Source organism: Cognatishimia activa (genome assembly GCF_001458335.1).
GTDB classification, from domain to species: domain Bacteria; phylum Pseudomonadota; class Alphaproteobacteria; order Rhodobacterales; family Rhodobacteraceae; genus Cognatishimia; species Cognatishimia activa.
The window spans coordinates 913,651-928,713 of sequence record NZ_CYTO01000024.1 but is presented as its reverse complement, the minus strand read 5'-3'; the positions used below and the strand labels follow the sequence as shown (position 1 = coordinate 928,713).

Genomic DNA, 15,063 nt, shown 5'->3' with positions numbered 1-15,063 from the left:
GGGATGCTTCAAGAGGCATTTTGCGCAACTTGTGGGGTGTTTTAGCTGGGAAAAACGCAAAAAACCCCTTAAGAGCGGCTGAAATTAATCTCAGATGCGCATATTTTGCTCTGCAATACCAAGATGTCCGGTGAAGGTGGAACCGTTGAATATCCAGCCCACAAAACGAGCAATGGTGCGCGACATCAGCTACGCTCATTCTGCGTCCACCTCGGCGGGTGAGAAGATGATCCGTTTGATGGAGAACACCACCGGTCGGTTGGGCCTGATCAAACGCGCCGACGGCTACGAGAAAGAAGTCGCGCAAGGGGGCGACTTTTGGCAGATCATGATGGATCGCTACGGGTTGAAGGTTGAAGTGATTGGCGGATCTCTGGATTTGATCCCACGCGAAGGCCCACTTTTGCTGATCGCCAACCACCCATACGGCATTTTGGATGGCTTGGTGATGGGGCACCTTTTGAGCAAGCTGCGCGGCGACTTCCGCATTCTCGCCCACCAAGTTTTTCGCAAGGCTGAAGATCTGAACAAGATCATTCTGCCGATTAGCTTTGATGAAACCAAAGACGCGTTGAAACAAAATATTGAAACGCGGAAAGTGGCGCTGAACTACCTGAAAGAGGGTGGGGCCATTGGGATTTTCCCGGGTGGCACAGTCTCTACCGCCGTGAAGCCATTTGGCATGCCGATGGACCCGGTCTGGCGCGGATTCACCGGTCAGATGGTTGCGAAGTCAGAAGCGCAGGTCGTGCCAATCTTTTTTGACGGCACCACGTCGCGGCTTTTCCAGCTGGCAAGCCACTTGCACTACACATTGCGCATGGGTTTTCTGATCCGTGAGTTCCGTAAAAGGGTAGGCACATCCGTGCGGATCGTTGTCGGCTCACCGATTGAGCGCGCAGAAATTGACGCCTTCAAAGGGGATCGCAAGCATCTCATGGACTTCCTGCGGCGCCGTACCTATGATTTATCCCCAAGACCCCTCGATGCTTCGGCCTATGGGTTTGAATTCGAAGAGAAATATAAAGCATAAAAAGGGTCAGAAAACGGCCCACACCACAGGTAGACAAAAGGCGACGCCATGGCAGTTGGTATTTTTGACAGCGGATTGGGTGGATTAACGGTGTATGACGCCGTTCATAAGGCAATGCCGGATCAGCCAATCGTGTATTTCGGTGACAACGCGCATGCGCCATATGGCGTGCGCGATGCCGATGACATCTTTGAAAAAACCACTTTCGCCGTCGAACGTCTCTGGGATGCGGGCTGTGATCTGGTGATCTTAGCCTGTAACACCGCCAGTGCGGCTGCCCTTCGGCGGATGCAGGAAAGCTGGTTGCCAGAAGACAAACGCGTGCTTGGGGTGTTTGTGCCGCTCATCGAAGCGCTGACCGAACGCAATTGGGGCGACAACAGCCCACCGCGGGAAGTGGCTGTGAAACACGTGGCTCTGTTTGCAACGCCGGCCACGGTGTCGAGCCGCGCATTTCAGCGGGAACTGGCGTTCCGCGCGATTGGTGTCGATGTTGAGGCGCAGGCCTGCGGCGGTGTGGTGGATGCCATTGAAGATGGCGATACCATTCTGGCAGAAGCTCTGGTGCGCAGCCATGTAGAAGCGTTGAAACGCAAGATGCCAAACCCTGAAGCCGCAATTTTGGGCTGTACCCATTACCCTTGGATGGAAGACACATTCCAAAGCGCGCTTGGCCCGGATGTGAAAGTGTACAGCCAAGCGTCTTTGGTTGCCGCAAGCCTTGGGGATTATTTGGAACGCCACCCTGCGATGCGTGGGCCAGGGCAGGAAAGCATGTTCCTGACCACCGGTGATCCAAAACGGGTGTCTGACCACGCCACTCAGTTCCTGCGACGACGGGTCGAGTTCATCTCTGCGTAAAGCGCATTGAAGGCTGCTCTATTGAAGTTCATTGGCTGCCTTCGTAAAACCCCACTTAACTGTGACATTTTGCGGCTTTAATTGGCCGTTTGGCCACATATCTTGGCCTGTAAGTAGTGAAAGGTCTGACATGACCCATAAAATCGCAATTCTTGGTGCATCTGGCTACACCGGCGCGGAGCTGGTGCGGTTGATCGCAACCCATCCCTCTATGGAGATTGTTGCATTGGCGGCGAACTCCAAAGCTGGGATGGCCTATGAAGATGTGTTCCCGCATTTGCGCCATTTGGCCTTGCCGGATCTGGTGAAGATCGAAGAGATCGATTTTGATAACGTCGATTTGGTGTTCTGCGGACTACCGCACGCGACCAGCCAATCGGTGATTAAGGCGCTGCCGAAATCCGTGAAGGTCGTTGATTTGTCGGCAGATTTCCGTCTTCGCGACCCTGAAGAATATGTCAAATGGTATGGCGGTCAGCATGACGCTTTGGAGTGTCAGGCAGAGGCTGTCTATGGTCTGACCGAGTTCTACCGGGACGATATTAAAAACGCACGTCTGGTGGCGGGCACCGGCTGTAACGCTGCGACGGGCCAATATGCGTTGCGTCCATTGATTGAAGCTGGCGTGATTGATCTGGATCAGATCATTTTGGATCTAAAATGTGCAGTCTCCGGGGCAGGACGGTCCTTGAAGGAGAACTTGCTGCATGCGGAGCTTAGCGAAGGCTATCATCCCTATGCCATCGGCGGCACGCACCGGCATTTGGGGGAGTTTGATCAGGAATTCTCTGCCATTGCGGGTCGGCCGGTGAAGGTGCAGTTTACTCCACACTTGGTGCCTGCGAACCGGGGCATTCTGGCGACTGTTTACGTGCAGGGTGATGCGCAAGCGATCTATGACACGTTGCAAAAAACCTATGCAGATGAAACGTTTATTCAGGTTCTGCCTTTCGGCAAGGTTCCAAGCACACGCCATGTACGGGGCAGCAACTTCTGCCATATCGGCGTCAGCGGTGATCGCATCGAGGGCCGGGCCATTGTGACGGCGGCGCTTGATAACCTGACCAAAGGCTCCAGCGGGCAAGCGTTGCAAAACGCGAACCTGATGTTGGGAGAAGAGGAAAATGCCGGGCTGATGCTTGCCCCTTGTTTCCCATAAGTTTTAGCCAAGCGCGGCGCTTAGGGCGCTGCCTTTGCCAGTTAAAGGAGAGGCGATGAAGGGCCTCAAGAAACAAAGACGTATCCAGATCGTGGTCGTTGCCGCGGTGGCTTTGGTGTTGTCCACGGCATTGATCGGATACGCTTTGCGCGACGGGATTAACTATTTCCGTTCTCCGTCTGAGGTGGTGGCCGAGCCGCCAGCCTCTGATGAGAAATTCCGCTTGGGTGGTCTTGTGGAGGCGGGCAGCTTGATCCGTGGCCAAGGGGAGACCGTGACCTTCAATGTGACCGACGGTGGGGCAACTGTTGCGGTGTCTTACACCGGTGTTTTGCCTGATCTGTTTGAAGAAGGTCAGGGTATGATTGGCACCGGTCAGTACATCGGAAACGTCTTTCAAGCCTCTGAAATTCTTGCGAAACATGACGAAACCTACATGCCCAAAGAAGTCATGGATGCGCTGAAAGAACAGGGTGTTTATGTAGATCCAGATGCTGACACATAACCTGCCTGTTGCGTGTCCAGCGCACGCACAAACTCTCCAAAATTAAACAAAACACACTCTGCTTTCTCGTGACAAATGGGGGAGTAGAGCATGTTGGATGTCCGGCAAATTGCCTCGGAAATTGTGGCCCGCGAGGGTGGCTACGTGAACGATCCTGATGATTTAGGTGGGGCCACGAAATACGGGGTGACCCTTGGCACCCTGCGTCGGCTGGGTTTGGATCTGGATGGCGACGGGGATGTTGATGTGCAGGATGTGCGTCGCATTTCCAAGAACCAAGCGGTCAATATCTATCTCGAACATTACTTTCAAACGCCGGGTATCGCGGCCTTGCCAGAAGCGCTGCAGGCGAGCGTTTTTGATATGTACGTGAATGCAGGCGGCAATGCGGTGAAGATCCTACAACGGTTGCTCAATCAAATGGGCCAATCCGTGACTGTAGATGGTGTGTTAGGCCCGCAAACCAATCAAGCAAGCCAAGCGGCTGCGGCGCTTGCCCCGGCGCATTTGGCGGATGCTTACGCGATTGCGCGGAGAAACTATTATTTCAAGATCGCTGATCGACGTCCTGCTTCTCGAAAGTACGCGCGAACGCGGCGCGGCGGGAAGGGCGGTTGGATTAAACGCGCCGAAGAATTCATGTCCGCGCGCTATCACATGACGGATCAGGAATTTCAGCAAAGGACCGCGTCATGGGCATGATCGCGCGGCTGTTTGAATTGGTGTTCGGGGGCGGGCGTAACGTGGTGGCGGAAACCGCCGAAGTGTTCCGTGAGAACGCAGAAGGGGCGGCAGTACGTGATCATTTGCGCCATGCGGCCACCATGGCGCAATTTGGAGCGGAGTTTTTGCCGGGACAACGAGGATTGTTTGACCGGATCATGGACGCCGTGAACCGATTGCCACGCCCGATGATGGCGCTGGGGTGCCTGGGGCTTTTTGTCTCTGCCATGATCGACCCGGTTTGGTTTGCTACGCGCATGCAAGGAATTGCTTTGGTGCCGGAGCCGCTTTGGTGGTTGCTGGGGGTGATCGTGAGCTTTTACTTTGGGGCGCGTCATCAGATGAAAGGGCAGGAGTTTCAACGCTCTATGGCAGCGAGCTTAGGCCAGATTGCGCGACTACGTGAGGCAGCCCAAAGCGAAGTGGATATCAGTGATGATGAAACAAATGCCGCGCTGACCGCATGGCGAAAGACGCAATAGTCCGCGACAATCCGCGTTTGCAAAAAACGCCGATTTGAATTGGCCTTAAGCGAAGCGCGGCGTATATCTAGGCCATGATACATGAGCTAGGTCACTTTGCTCTGATCCTTGCGGCAATGGTCGCGGTGGTTCAGGCAGTTATCCCGCTAATCGGGGCGCAGAAACGCTGGCCTGGCTGGATGGCCATGGCAGAACCGGCTGCGACGGCGCAGTTTCTTCTGACGGCTGGGGCATTTGCTGCGCTCACCCATGCATTTGTCACCTCGGATTTCTCGGTGCGGTTGGTGTATGCCAATTCCCATACGCTTAAGCCGATGCTTTACAAAATCAGCGGCGTTTGGGGCAACCACGAAGGGTCGATGCTGCTTTGGTTGCTGATCCTGACCCTGTTTGGCGCGTGCCTTGCTTGGTTTGGAGGCAACCTGCCACCGGGCCTGAAAGCGCGTGCTTTGGCAGTGCAATCGGCTATCGCGGTTGCCTTCTTCGCATTCATTTTGTTCACCTCCAACCCGTTTGAACGCCTTGATATCGCGGGCGTTCCTTTTGATGGGCGCGGGTTGAACCCATTGCTGCAAGACCCCGGTTTGGCACTGCACCCACCGTTTCTTTATTTGGGATATGTGGGCCTTTCGATGGCGTTTTCCTTCGCAGTGGCTGCGCTGATCGAAGGGCGTGTCGACGCCGCTTGGGGTCGTTGGGTGCGGCCTTGGACCTTGGCTGCTTGGATTTTCCTGACCATCGGCATCGCGCTTGGATCTTGGTGGGCTTATTACGAGCTGGGCTGGGGCGGTTTCTGGTTCTGGGATCCGGTAGAGAACGCGTCCTTTATGCCATGGCTTCTGGCGGCGGCGTTGTTGCACTCGGCAATCGTGGTTGAGAAGCGCGAAAGCCTGAAAAGCTGGACAATCTTGTTGGCGATCTTGGCCTTTGGTTTCTCTCTGATTGGCACTTTCATTGTGCGCTCTGGCGTCATTACATCCGTGCATGCGTTTGCGAATGACCCCGAACGCGGAGTGTTTATCCTTTTGATCCTTGGCGTTTACATGGGCGGGGCTCTTACTTTGTTTGCAGCTCGTGCCGGTGCCATGGAAGCCAAAGGTGTGTTTGGCGTCGTCAGCCGCGAAAGCGCCTTGGTGCTGAACAATGTCTTCCTCGCCGTCGCCTGTTTTGTGGTCTTTATTGGGACCATCTGGCCGCTGCTGTCTGAGCTGTTTTTTGAGCGCGTGCTCAGCGTTGGCCCGCCTTTTTTCAATGTCGCCTTTACGCCATTCATGATGGCACTGGGGGCGATCCTGCCCATCGGTGCGATGCTGCCGTGGAAGCGCGCTGCAATGGGTCGCGTTGTGCCGAAACTTTGGCCTGCTGCAGTTTTGGCTGTCGCCGTTGCGGGGCTTGCCTGGAGTGTGCAGACTGAGAAAACCCTGCTGGGTCCTGTGGGCGCTTTGCTCGGGGCGTGGATCGTGGTTGGCGCTGTGATTGACGTGCTAAGCCGGACCGGACGTGGTGGGTCCATTGGCGCGCGTCTGTCGCGCCTGACGCGGCTTCCACGCGCTGATTGGGGTAAGCTTACCGCCCATGCAGGGCTGGGGGTGACCATGTTTGCCATCGCTGGTCTGATGGCGTGGGAAGTGGAAGACATCCGTGTCGCGCAGATTGATGAACCTTTTGCGGTTGGTGGCTACGAGATCACGCTGAAACAGGTGCAAGACACGCAAGGCCCGAATTACCTCTCGACCATGGCGGACATCGAGATTTCCCGGAAAGGTCGTCTTGTGACCGTGCTTCATCCTGAAAAACGCGTCTACCCGGTTGCGGGCATGCCAACGACAGAGGCGGCGATTGACTATCGCGCGCTTCGCGATCTTTACGTTGTCATTGGAGATGCGCAAAGCAACGGCGGCCACACAGTCCGCACCTATATCAAACCCTTCACCAATTGGATTTGGTTTGGCTGTGCAATGATGGCTTTCGGGGGCTTGCTGAGCCTAACCGACCGCCGCTATCGCGTCGCAGCCGGGGCGCGTAAGACGCCTAAGAAAACCGATGGGGTGCCCGCAGAATGAAACGCCTGCTGATCATCGCAACGGTGCTGTCTGGCTTGCTCTTTTCTCCAGTCGCGGCGGTTGAGCCAAGCGAGATCATGGATGATCCCGCGATGGAGACCCGCGCGCGGATTATTTCAAAGAACCTGCGCTGCCTTGTTTGTCGAAATGAAAGCATCGATGAAAGCAATGCTGGAATAGCAAAGGATCTGCGCCTGCTGGTGCGCGAGCGCCTTGAGGCCGGCGATAGCAATGCCGAAGTGGTTGCGTTCGTGGTGGACCGCTATGGCGAATATGTTTTGCTTCGGCCACAAACTGGCGGCAGCAACCTGCTGCTATGGGGCGCTGGACCGGCGATGCTGATAGTAGCTTTGGGCCTGTCTGGCTATTACCTGCGCCGCCGTTCACGGGCGAAACCTGCCAAGGTTGATGCGCTGTCAGAGGATGAAAAGGCGCGGCTTGCAGAAATCTTAAAGGATTGACGCCCGGTCCCCCTTCACAGCGCCGACAATGACCTTATCTTGAGCGCAAAGCGATAAGGGGCCCCCATGGACTATCAAGCGATTACATTCTCTGTCACCGATGGCGTGGCGGTTCTGACACTTAACCGACCTGAAAAGATGAATGCTCTGAACGCGCAGATGCGTGCAGAGATCACCCACGCGGTGCGTCACGTGGGCCAGCATGGCCATGCAGAGGGCATTCGTGTTCTGGTGATCACCGGCACCGACAAGGCGTTCTGTTCCGGCCAAGATCTGGGTGACGGCGGGAACGCAGCGACGCTGGATATCGAGCGGACCCTGCGGGATGAATACACCCCGATGATCCGCGCGATCTTGGATTGCCCATTTCCGGTGATTTCAGCCGTCAACGGCACCGCCGCTGGGGCAGGGGCGAACCTTGCCTTGGTTGCAGATGTGGTCATCGCCACAGAAAGCGCATCCTTTATTCAAGCCTTCACCCGGATTGGCCTGATGCCAGATGCTGGCGGTACATACTTGCTGCCACGGCAAATGGGCATGGCAAAGGCCATGGGTGCGGCGCTTTTTGCGGACACGATCAGTGCCAAACAAGCGGATGATTGGGGCATGATCTGGGAACATGTTCCGGATGCGGAATTTGAATCCCACTGGAAAGCCCGCGCAGCGCATTTGGCCAACGGCCCCACAGCAGCCTATTCGCGGATCAAAGAGGCAATGCACGCGTCTTGGGACAACGACCTGAACGCGCAATTGGCACAAGAAGCGAAGCTGCAAGGCGCTTGTGGAAAGACGCGGGACTTCCAAGAAGGGGTTGTGGCGTTCCTAGAGAAACGACCGGCGAAATATGAAGGTCGGTAAGGCCTCTGTATCTAACCTTTCAAACACAAAGCATTGAGATGAACCTGAAGAGCAGCCAAAACCTCTTCAGGCTTTTCTTCAACAATGAAATGGCCTGCCTCTAACTCATGACCCTGCACTTGTGGGAACCACTTTCGCCAAGCCTCTAGTGGATCCATGTGGTGATCAACTGCCCCTTTGCTGCCCCAGAGAAGCAAACAGGGGAGGTCGTGAGTTTTGCCTTCATCTGCGCGATCAGATTCAAGATCGATGCTGGCACCTGCAGAATAGTCACCGCACCATGCGGCCACGACGTCCGGATTTTGTGCCGCCCGTTCATAAGCGGCCATGGCTCTGGGATGAAAGATCTCGTTTGAGCCTGCCAAGCCGAGCAGGGCTGCGTGAAGGAATGTGATCGGTTCTGCGTTGATCAAACGCTGTGGCATGTCGCCGGGTTGGGCGAGAAACATCCAATGATAATACCGTTTGGCGAGCCAATCATCCATTGTACGCCAGACGTCTAAGGTCGGCAGGATATCCATTAAAACTATGGATTTCACCGCTTCTGGATGATCCAGAACCATGCGATGGGCTGTGCGCGAGCCTCGGTCATGCGAAATAACATGAAAACTCTCAAACCCAAGATGGTTCATGAGAGCAACCTGATCCCGCGCCATGGCTCGAAATGAGAAATCAGCGTCATGCGCAATAGAGTCGCCATAACCACGCAAATCAGCGACCACGACGCGATGGGTTTTGGCCAATTCATCGACAAATGGATGCCACATCATGTGGGTCTGGGGGTACCCATGAAGAAGAAGAAGAGGCGCGCCTTCGCCACCGATTTTAGCATGGATTGTTGCCGTTTCGACCCCAACCATAATGCTCTCAAATCTATCAAACATTACATGTCATCCAAAGTTTCACGTCGTTCTTAAACCCATAGCTTCAGCTAGATTCCGTCGTGTTGGCAATAAAAAAAGCCGCCCCAAAGGAGCGGCTTTTAGAATGTTTTTCGAACCAATTAGCGGTTTTCGATATCCACGTAATCGCGTTCGGTTTCGCCCAGGTACAGCTGACGCGGACGGCCAATTTTGTTTTGTGGATCGCCGATCATCTCTTTCCACTGAGAGATCCAACCAACTGTGCGGGACAGGGCGAAGATCGGTGTGAACATCGAGGTTGGGAAACCCATCGCTTCCAGAATGATACCGGAATAGAAATCCACGTTCGGGAAGAGTTTCTTCTCGACGAAATACGGATCGTTCAGAGCGGTTTGTTCCAGCTCTTTTGCGACCTGAAGCAGTGGGTTGTCGTCAACGCCCAGCAGCTCAAGCACTTCGTCTGCGGATTGTTTCAGAACCTTCGCGCGTGGGTCGGTGTTTTTGTAGACCCGGTGGCCAAAGCCCATCAGACGGAACGGATCGTTCTTGTCTTTCGCACGTGCAATGAATTCTGGAATGCGATCAACGCTGCCGATTTCTTTCAGCATTTCCAGACATGCTTGGTTCGCACCACCGTGGGCAGGGCCCCAAAGGCAAGCGATACCCGCTGCGATACATGCAAATGGGTTTGCACCAGAAGAAGACGCAAGGCGAACTGTAGAGGTCGAAGCGTTTTGCTCGTGGTCCGCGTGCAGAGTGAAAATCCGGTCCATCGCGCGGGACAGGATTGGGTTCACTTCATAGTCTTCTGCAGGCACAGAGAAACACATGTGCAGGAAGTTCGCCGCGTAATCCAGATCGTTGCGTGGATACACAAATGGCTGACCGATAGAGTATTTATAGGCCATCGCTGCGATGGTTGGCAGTTTCGCGATCAGACGGATCGCAGCCACTTCACGCTGCCATGGGTCAGAAATATCGGTGGAGTCGTGGTAGAACGCGGACATCGCGCCAACCACACCCACCAATGTCGCCATTGGGTGTGCGTCACGACGGAAACCACGGAAGAAGTTGTGCATTTGCTCATGCACCATCGTGTGGTTTGTCACGCGTGTTTCAAAGTCTTCCAGCTGTGTTGCGCTTGGCAGTTCGCCGTAAAGCAGCAGGTAGCAAACTTCGAGATAGTGGGACTTGCCCGCCAGTTGGTCGATTGGGTAACCGCGGTGCAGCAGCTCGCCTTTACCGCCATCGATGAAAGTGATGGTGGAGTCACAAGACGCGGTTGATGTGAAACCCGGATCATACGTAAAGACACCCGCCTGTGCGTACAGTTTGCGGATGTCTAGAACGTCTGGACCTGCGGTGGGTGAAAAGATCGGCAACTCGTAGGATTCGCCATCCAATGTAAGTGTGGCGGATTTTGTGCTGTCGGTCATAAGATTCCCTTCCTCTCGTGGCCCAGGATTACCGCCCTGGGCAGTCGTTCGTGCGCAAGACGAAGGGATCTCCGTCTTACGTTTCTTCGGCTGCGTCGTTCAAACGCGCGATGGTTTCATCACGCCCAAGAACGAGCATCATATCAAACACGCTTGGGGTCACCGCCCGGCCTGCGAGTGCCGCGCGGAGCGGTCCTGCCATCTTGCCGAATTTGATTTCCTTCGCTTCCGCGAAGGCGTTGGTGACCGCCTCGAGCCCTTCACGCGACCAGCTAGCATTTTGCAACTGCGGCGTCAATTCATTGAGTATACCACGGGATACAGAATCGAGATTTTTTGCGGCTTTCTCATCCGGAACAAGAGGGCGGTCAGCCAGAACAAATTCAGCTTTTACAAGGAGTTCGCCAAAAGTTTTGGCTCGATCTTTGAGGCAGTACATTGCGTCCCGTAAAAGTACGGACTTGACGTCATTCAGGGATTTTTCCCCTTTAACGTGTAAATACGCTTCGATCTCTTGCAGCAGTGCGGCATCGTCTGCGACGGCAATATGCTGGCCGCAGATGTTCTCCAGCTTTTTGAAATCAAATCGCGCTGGCGCTTTGCCAATTCCTGGTAAGTCGAACCATTCTTTGGCTTGGGCGTCGGTAAAGAACTCGTCATCCCCATGGCTCCAGCCAAGCCGCGCCAAATAGTTGCGCATCCCTGCCGCAGGATAGCCCATCGCTTGGTATTCCTGCGCACCGGTTGCGCCGTGACGTTTAGAGAGCTTCTTGCCGTCGGGTCCAAAAATCAGCGGGATATGGGCCCATACCGGAACGTCCCAACCCATGGCGTTATAAACCAGCATTTGACGGGCAGCGTTGTTCAGATGGTCATCCCCACGGATCACATGGGTCACGCCCATATCATGGTCATCCACAACAACAGCCAACATGTACACAGGCGTGCCATCAGAGCGTAACAGGATCATGTCATCGAGCTGATCATTCTTGATCGTCACATCGCCCTGTACTTCGTCTTTGATGATGGTCTGGCCATCCTGTGGCGCTTTAATGCGCACCACATAAGGGGCATCCGGGTGAGTTGATGCGTCTGCGTCCCGCCAAGGGGAGCGATAAAGCGTCGATTTGCCTTCTGCACGCGCTTGCTCACGGAATGCGGCAATTTCTTCTTGGGTCGCGAAGCACTTATAGGCTTTGCCTTCTGCGAGCAGCTGCAGCGCGACTTCCGCATGGCGGTCTGCGTTCTCAAACTGGCTGACGATATCGCCGTCATGATCCAGCCCCAACCACGCCATGCCTTGCAGGATTGCATCGGTGGCTTCTGGGGTAGAGCGTTCCCGGTCTGTGTCCTCAATACGCAGCAGGAATTTACCGCCGCGCCCGCGGGCATAGAGCCAATTGAACAAAGCGGTGCGCGCGCCGCCGATATGAAGGAACCCAGTAGGGGATGGTGCAAACCGCGTGACAACCGTGCCGGACATGACAGGCTTAACCTTTCGATAACCAAGGATGGAATAGTTTTGACGCCTGTCTAACCCCCACCGGGAAAGAGGACAAGCCTTGCGCGTCTTGGCCTTTCTAAACTCTCAGATCGACAAACAATATGGTGCATGGTTCCCATGGATCGCTGTTGGCTTTGGCGTTGGTGTAGCGCTGTATTTCTCGCTGCGATTTGAACCAAACGTCTGGGTGGTGTTCGCGGGCTTGGCCTGTTCGATGATTGGCGTGATCCTTGCGCTGGGTTTTCGCGCGGTTTTTGGTGTTGTCCCGGTTTTTTTAATGACCTGCGGTGTTGGGTTTTCTTGGGCCGCGTTGAATGCCCATTGGCATGAAGCGCCGAGACTAACATTTCATTACTATGGGCCGATCTATGGGCGGGTGGTTGATATTGACCGCTCAGGCTCACACGCCCTGCGCCTGACATTGGATGAGGTGCTCTTGTCTGATGTCCCATTTGAGGAAAGCCCAACGCGGGTGCGCGTGTCATTGCATGGGGCTCAGGACTGGTTTGATCCCATGCCAGGCCAGTTCGTGGGGCTGACCGGGCATTTGTCTTCGCCCAATGGGCCGGTCGAGCCGCGCGGGTTTGATTTTCAACGTCATGCTTGGTTTTTGCGGCTTGGGGCTGTGGGTTATACCCGTACGCCGGTGTTGGAGATGAAGCCGCCAGACGGGGAAAAGGCGATTGATCGGCTCAGATACCAGATTTCCGCGCGGGTCGCCGGTTATCTAGGCGGTGATGTAGGTGGGTTTGCTGCAGCGGTGACCACCGGAGATCGCAGCGCTTTTTCGCAAGAAGGTTTGCAGTCGCTACGTGTGTCAAATCTCGCTCATCTACTTGCGATTTCAGGTCTGCATATGGGGCTTTTGGCGGCGTTCTTGTTTGGTGTGATCCGGTTTGGGCTGTCACTGTGGCAACCATTGGCGTTGCGATTGCCCGTCAAAAAGCTTGCAGCGGTGGCTGCTCTGTTTGGTGCGACCGGTTACCTCTTGTTGTCCGGGGCGAGCATCGCGACGCAAAGGGCCTATATTATGGCAGCGGTTACTTTGGTGGCGATCTGTTTGGATCGACGGGCGCTGACATTGCGGGCCGTCGCGATCGCGGCGCTGATCGTGATGATCATCAGACCTTACAGCCTTTTGTCGCCGGGGTTCCAAATGTCTTTCTCGGCGACCGCCGCTTTGGTTTTTGTATTCTCTCAAATCCGGGATTTGCCTGAAGTTGGTCTGAAACGTTGGCAAACCAATGTGTTAAGTTTGGTACTGTCGTCCTTTGTTGCGGGGATCGCAACCGCGCCCTTTGCGGCGGCGCATTTCAATCAATGGGCGGCTTATGGGTTATTGGCGAATGTGATGGCCGTGCCGGTCATGGGAACCATTGTAATCCCCGGCGCGGTCTTGGCGGCTATTCTCGCTCCGTTTGGTTGGGAGGTTTTGGGGCTGGAAGTCATGGGTTTGGGGCTGAGATGGATTCTTTGGGTGGCCCATTGGGTCAGCGCGCTGGAGGGTGCGCGCATCCCAGTTGTCACGCCCCAAAGTTTCGGGCTGCCGCTCATCGCTTTGTCCGGGTGCTGGCTGATCCTTTGGCAAGGGGTCGGGCGGTTTTTAGGTGCGATTGGCCTTTGCACCGCGATGCTCGCTTGGACGCATGCGGAAAGGCCTGATGTGTTGATTTCAGATCAGGGGCAACTGGTTGGTGTGATGCAGGATGGGCAACGTGTGCTGAGTAAACCCAAAGGGCAAGGCTTTGTTGCGCGAACCTGGCTCGAAAATGATGGGGATGCTGCCTCACAGGCGGAAGCGGCAACGCGTGGCGATAGCGCGAGTGGACCGGTTTTCACCGCGTCGCTGGGGCAGTACGCGGTGGTGCATTTAAAAGGAAAGCGTGGATTTCAGGCGTTTGAGAGCTGCGCATCTGACGAAATTCTGGTGAGTGATCAGATGCTTGAACAAGAGCTTCAGTGCTGGGTTTTTGACCGCGAGAGGCTTTCTCACACCGGATCTGTGGCGCTCTGGCTGAATGATGAAAGAATCGAGATCGAAACGGTCGCAGAGAAACGCGGGCAGCGACTTTGGTCGCCACCCGAACAATTGCTCAATCAGTAATTCCGGATCAGGCCCACAAGCCGTCCTTGGACACGCACCTTGTCATCGTCAAAGACGCGGGTTTCATAGGCCGGGTTTGCCGCTTCAAGCGCGATAGAGCTGCCAACACGACGGTATGTTTTCAGCGTGGCCTCTTCCTCTTCAATCAGCGCCACGACGATGTCGCCGTTATCCGCCGTAGCCGTCTCGCGCAGGATCACGATGTCGCCGTTGTTGATCCCTGCATTGATCATGGAGTCGCCTTCCACTTCCAACGCGTAGTGCTGGCCGCCGGATTTCAGCATCTGGCCGGGTACGGCAACGTGATTGTGGGCATGGCTGATCGCTTCAATCGGGACACCGGCGGCGATTTTACCCATCACGGCGAGTTCCTGTGCCGCCGCTGCAGAGGCGGTCGGGGCGGCAGGCGTGGGCTCTGCTGCGCCGCCTTCAATGACTTTGGGCTCAAACCCTGGAGCCGCCATTCCATCGGGCAATTTCACAATCTCAATCGCGCGGGCACGGTGAGCAAGTCGACGGATAAAGCCGCGCTCTTCCAAAGCGGTGATCAATCGATGAATGCCGGACTTTGAGCGAAGATCCAGCGCATCTTTCATTTCGTCAAAGCTGGGCGGGACGCCGTCCTTTTGAAGCCGCTTGTGAATGAACTCCAAAAGGTCTTTTTGTTTTTTGGTCAGCATGTGCTCGCCTCATTTTATATCGGGCAGGTATTCCCTTTTGTTCTATTTGTGTTCTTGTTTTGTGTCAAGTGTTTGGGATTTGTTCCGCGAAAGGTTACGTGCGCCGCAAAGGCAGGATGCCTCCGGCGGGAGTATTTTTGCAAAGAAGAAGGCAGAGGGTGCGGTGCTAGATCGTGATGCAGCGCATGACTTCGCCTGTTTTGCGGGCGGGGTCATTTGGTGGGCGGATTACGAGGATGTTGGCGTCCGCAAGCACGCTGAGCAGCGCGCTGTCTTGGCGATCAAAGACGGTGACCTGGCCGTCTGTTAGTTGCGCGCGCATATAGTGCTC

The 15,063-nt window shown here is 55.2% G+C and carries 14 protein-coding genes and 1 pseudogene; 10 read left to right on the top strand and 5 right to left on the bottom strand.

Features of this window, described 5'->3' with window-relative positions; genetic code table 11:
• Positions 1-172 precede the first annotated feature (172 nt).
• The 9 genes from TA5113_RS15660 to TA5113_RS15620 all read left to right on the top strand — a co-directional run bounded on the left by TA5113_RS15660 (position 173) and on the right by TA5113_RS15620 (position 8,145).
• A complete protein-coding gene (locus TA5113_RS15660) occupies positions 173-1,033 on the top strand; it encodes a lysophospholipid acyltransferase family protein (protein WP_058316149.1) in 861 nt (286 codons plus the stop codon).
• A 48-nt stretch (positions 1,034-1,081) separates the two neighbouring features.
• Positions 1,082-1,894, top strand: a complete 813-nt coding sequence (murI, locus tag TA5113_RS15655) for a glutamate racemase (protein WP_058315939.1) — start codon at positions 1,082-1,084, stop codon at positions 1,892-1,894.
• 130 nt (positions 1,895-2,024) lie between these two features.
• Positions 2,025-3,053 (top strand): N-acetyl-gamma-glutamyl-phosphate reductase, encoded by a 1,029-nt coding sequence (argC, locus tag TA5113_RS15650; protein ID WP_058315940.1) that lies wholly within the window; start codon positions 2,025-2,027, stop codon positions 3,051-3,053.
• A gap of 55 nt (positions 3,054-3,108) precedes the next feature.
• A complete protein-coding gene (ccmE, locus tag TA5113_RS15645) occupies positions 3,109-3,558 on the top strand; it encodes a cytochrome c maturation protein CcmE (RefSeq protein ID WP_058315941.1) in 450 nt (149 codons plus the stop codon).
• Between the two features lie 90 nt (positions 3,559-3,648).
• Positions 3,649-4,260 carry a holin-associated N-acetylmuramidase gene (locus TA5113_RS15640; protein WP_058315942.1) on the top strand — a complete coding sequence of 204 codons (612 nt, stop codon included), beginning with the start codon at positions 3,649-3,651 and terminating at the stop codon, positions 4,258-4,260.
• On the top strand, positions 4,251-4,763 hold the full coding sequence (locus TA5113_RS15635; RefSeq protein WP_058315943.1) for a holin family protein: 513 nt from the start codon (positions 4,251-4,253) through the stop codon (positions 4,761-4,763). The genes TA5113_RS15640 and TA5113_RS15635 overlap by 10 nt, the downstream gene beginning before the upstream one ends.
• Positions 4,764-4,837: 74 nt before the next feature.
• Entirely contained in the window at positions 4,838-6,826 is a 1,989-nt protein-coding gene (locus TA5113_RS15630; RefSeq protein WP_058315944.1) for a heme lyase CcmF/NrfE family subunit, read from the top strand.
• Positions 6,823-7,287: a cytochrome c-type biogenesis protein gene (locus TA5113_RS15625; protein ID WP_106387488.1), complete on the top strand. Its 465-nt coding sequence runs from the start codon at positions 6,823-6,825 to the stop codon at positions 7,285-7,287. Before TA5113_RS15630 ends, TA5113_RS15625 begins: the two co-directional genes overlap by 4 nt.
• Before the next feature lie 66 nt (positions 7,288-7,353).
• Complete coding sequence (locus tag TA5113_RS15620; protein WP_058315945.1) at positions 7,354-8,145, top strand: enoyl-CoA hydratase-related protein; 792 nt, start codon at positions 7,354-7,356, stop codon at positions 8,143-8,145.
• 11 nt (positions 8,146-8,156) lie between these two features.
• Here TA5113_RS15620 and TA5113_RS15615 read toward each other — a convergent pair whose 3' ends face one another.
• The 3 genes from TA5113_RS15615 to gltX form a co-directional block, all read right to left on the bottom strand.
• On the bottom strand, positions 8,157-9,029 hold the full coding sequence (locus TA5113_RS15615) for an alpha/beta fold hydrolase (protein ID WP_058315946.1): 873 nt from the start codon (positions 9,027-9,029) through the stop codon (positions 8,157-8,159).
• A gap of 119 nt (positions 9,030-9,148) precedes the next feature.
• A complete protein-coding gene (gene gltA / locus TA5113_RS15610) occupies positions 9,149-10,444 on the bottom strand; it encodes a citrate synthase (RefSeq protein WP_058315947.1) in 1,296 nt (431 codons plus the stop codon).
• A 76-nt stretch (positions 10,445-10,520) separates the two neighbouring features.
• Positions 10,521-11,927, bottom strand: coding sequence for a glutamate--tRNA ligase (gene gltX / locus TA5113_RS15605; RefSeq protein ID WP_058315948.1), 1,407 nt, complete (start codon positions 11,925-11,927; stop codon positions 10,521-10,523).
• A gap of 79 nt (positions 11,928-12,006) precedes the next feature.
• Between gltX and TA5113_RS15600 the strand changes: the two genes are divergently transcribed.
• Complete coding sequence (locus TA5113_RS15600) at positions 12,007-14,052, top strand: ComEC/Rec2 family competence protein (protein ID WP_058315949.1); 2,046 nt, start codon at positions 12,007-12,009, stop codon at positions 14,050-14,052.
• On the opposite strand, the gene lexA is transcribed toward TA5113_RS15600, so the two are convergent.
• Together lexA and TA5113_RS16730 are read right to left on the bottom strand one after the other, a co-directional pair.
• Positions 14,046-14,732: a transcriptional repressor LexA gene (gene lexA / locus TA5113_RS15595; protein ID WP_058315950.1), complete on the bottom strand. Its 687-nt coding sequence runs from the start codon at positions 14,730-14,732 to the stop codon at positions 14,046-14,048. The two genes, TA5113_RS15600 and lexA, sit on opposite strands and share 7 nt — an antisense overlap.
• A gap of 166 nt (positions 14,733-14,898) precedes the next feature.
• Positions 14,899-15,063, bottom strand: a pseudogene (locus TA5113_RS16730) (molybdopterin molybdenumtransferase MoeA); the annotation flags it as partial.

What these genes read in the sequence shown, in the direction of transcription:
- TA5113_RS15660 (WP_058316149.1), top strand. Translation starts at nt 173, where the DNA reads ATGGTGCGCGACATCAGCTACGCTCATTCTGCGTCCACCTCGGCGGGT.
- murI (WP_058315939.1), top strand. Translation starts at nt 1,082, where the DNA reads ATGGCAGTTGGTATTTTTGACAGCGGATTGGGTGGATTAACGGTGTAT.
- argC (WP_058315940.1), top strand. Translation starts at nt 2,025, where the DNA reads ATGACCCATAAAATCGCAATTCTTGGTGCATCTGGCTACACCGGCGCG.
- ccmE (WP_058315941.1), top strand. Translation starts at nt 3,109, where the DNA reads ATGAAGGGCCTCAAGAAACAAAGACGTATCCAGATCGTGGTCGTTGCC.
- TA5113_RS15640 (WP_058315942.1), top strand. Translation starts at nt 3,649, where the DNA reads ATGTTGGATGTCCGGCAAATTGCCTCGGAAATTGTGGCCCGCGAGGGT.
- TA5113_RS15635 (WP_058315943.1), top strand. Translation starts at nt 4,251, where the DNA reads ATGGGCATGATCGCGCGGCTGTTTGAATTGGTGTTCGGGGGCGGGCGT.
- TA5113_RS15630 (WP_058315944.1), top strand. Translation starts at nt 4,838, where the DNA reads ATGATACATGAGCTAGGTCACTTTGCTCTGATCCTTGCGGCAATGGTC.
- TA5113_RS15625 (WP_106387488.1), top strand. Translation starts at nt 6,823, where the DNA reads ATGAAACGCCTGCTGATCATCGCAACGGTGCTGTCTGGCTTGCTCTTT.
- TA5113_RS15620 (WP_058315945.1), top strand. Translation starts at nt 7,354, where the DNA reads ATGGACTATCAAGCGATTACATTCTCTGTCACCGATGGCGTGGCGGTT.
- TA5113_RS15615 (WP_058315946.1), bottom strand. Translation starts at nt 9,029, where the DNA reads ATGTTTGATAGATTTGAGAGCATTATGGTTGGGGTCGAAACGGCAACA.
- gltA (WP_058315947.1), bottom strand. Translation starts at nt 10,444, where the DNA reads ATGACCGACAGCACAAAATCCGCCACACTTACATTGGATGGCGAATCC.
- gltX (WP_058315948.1), bottom strand. Translation starts at nt 11,927, where the DNA reads ATGTCCGGCACGGTTGTCACGCGGTTTGCACCATCCCCTACTGGGTTC.
- lexA (WP_058315950.1), bottom strand. Translation starts at nt 14,732, where the DNA reads ATGCTGACCAAAAAACAAAAAGACCTTTTGGAGTTCATTCACAAGCGG.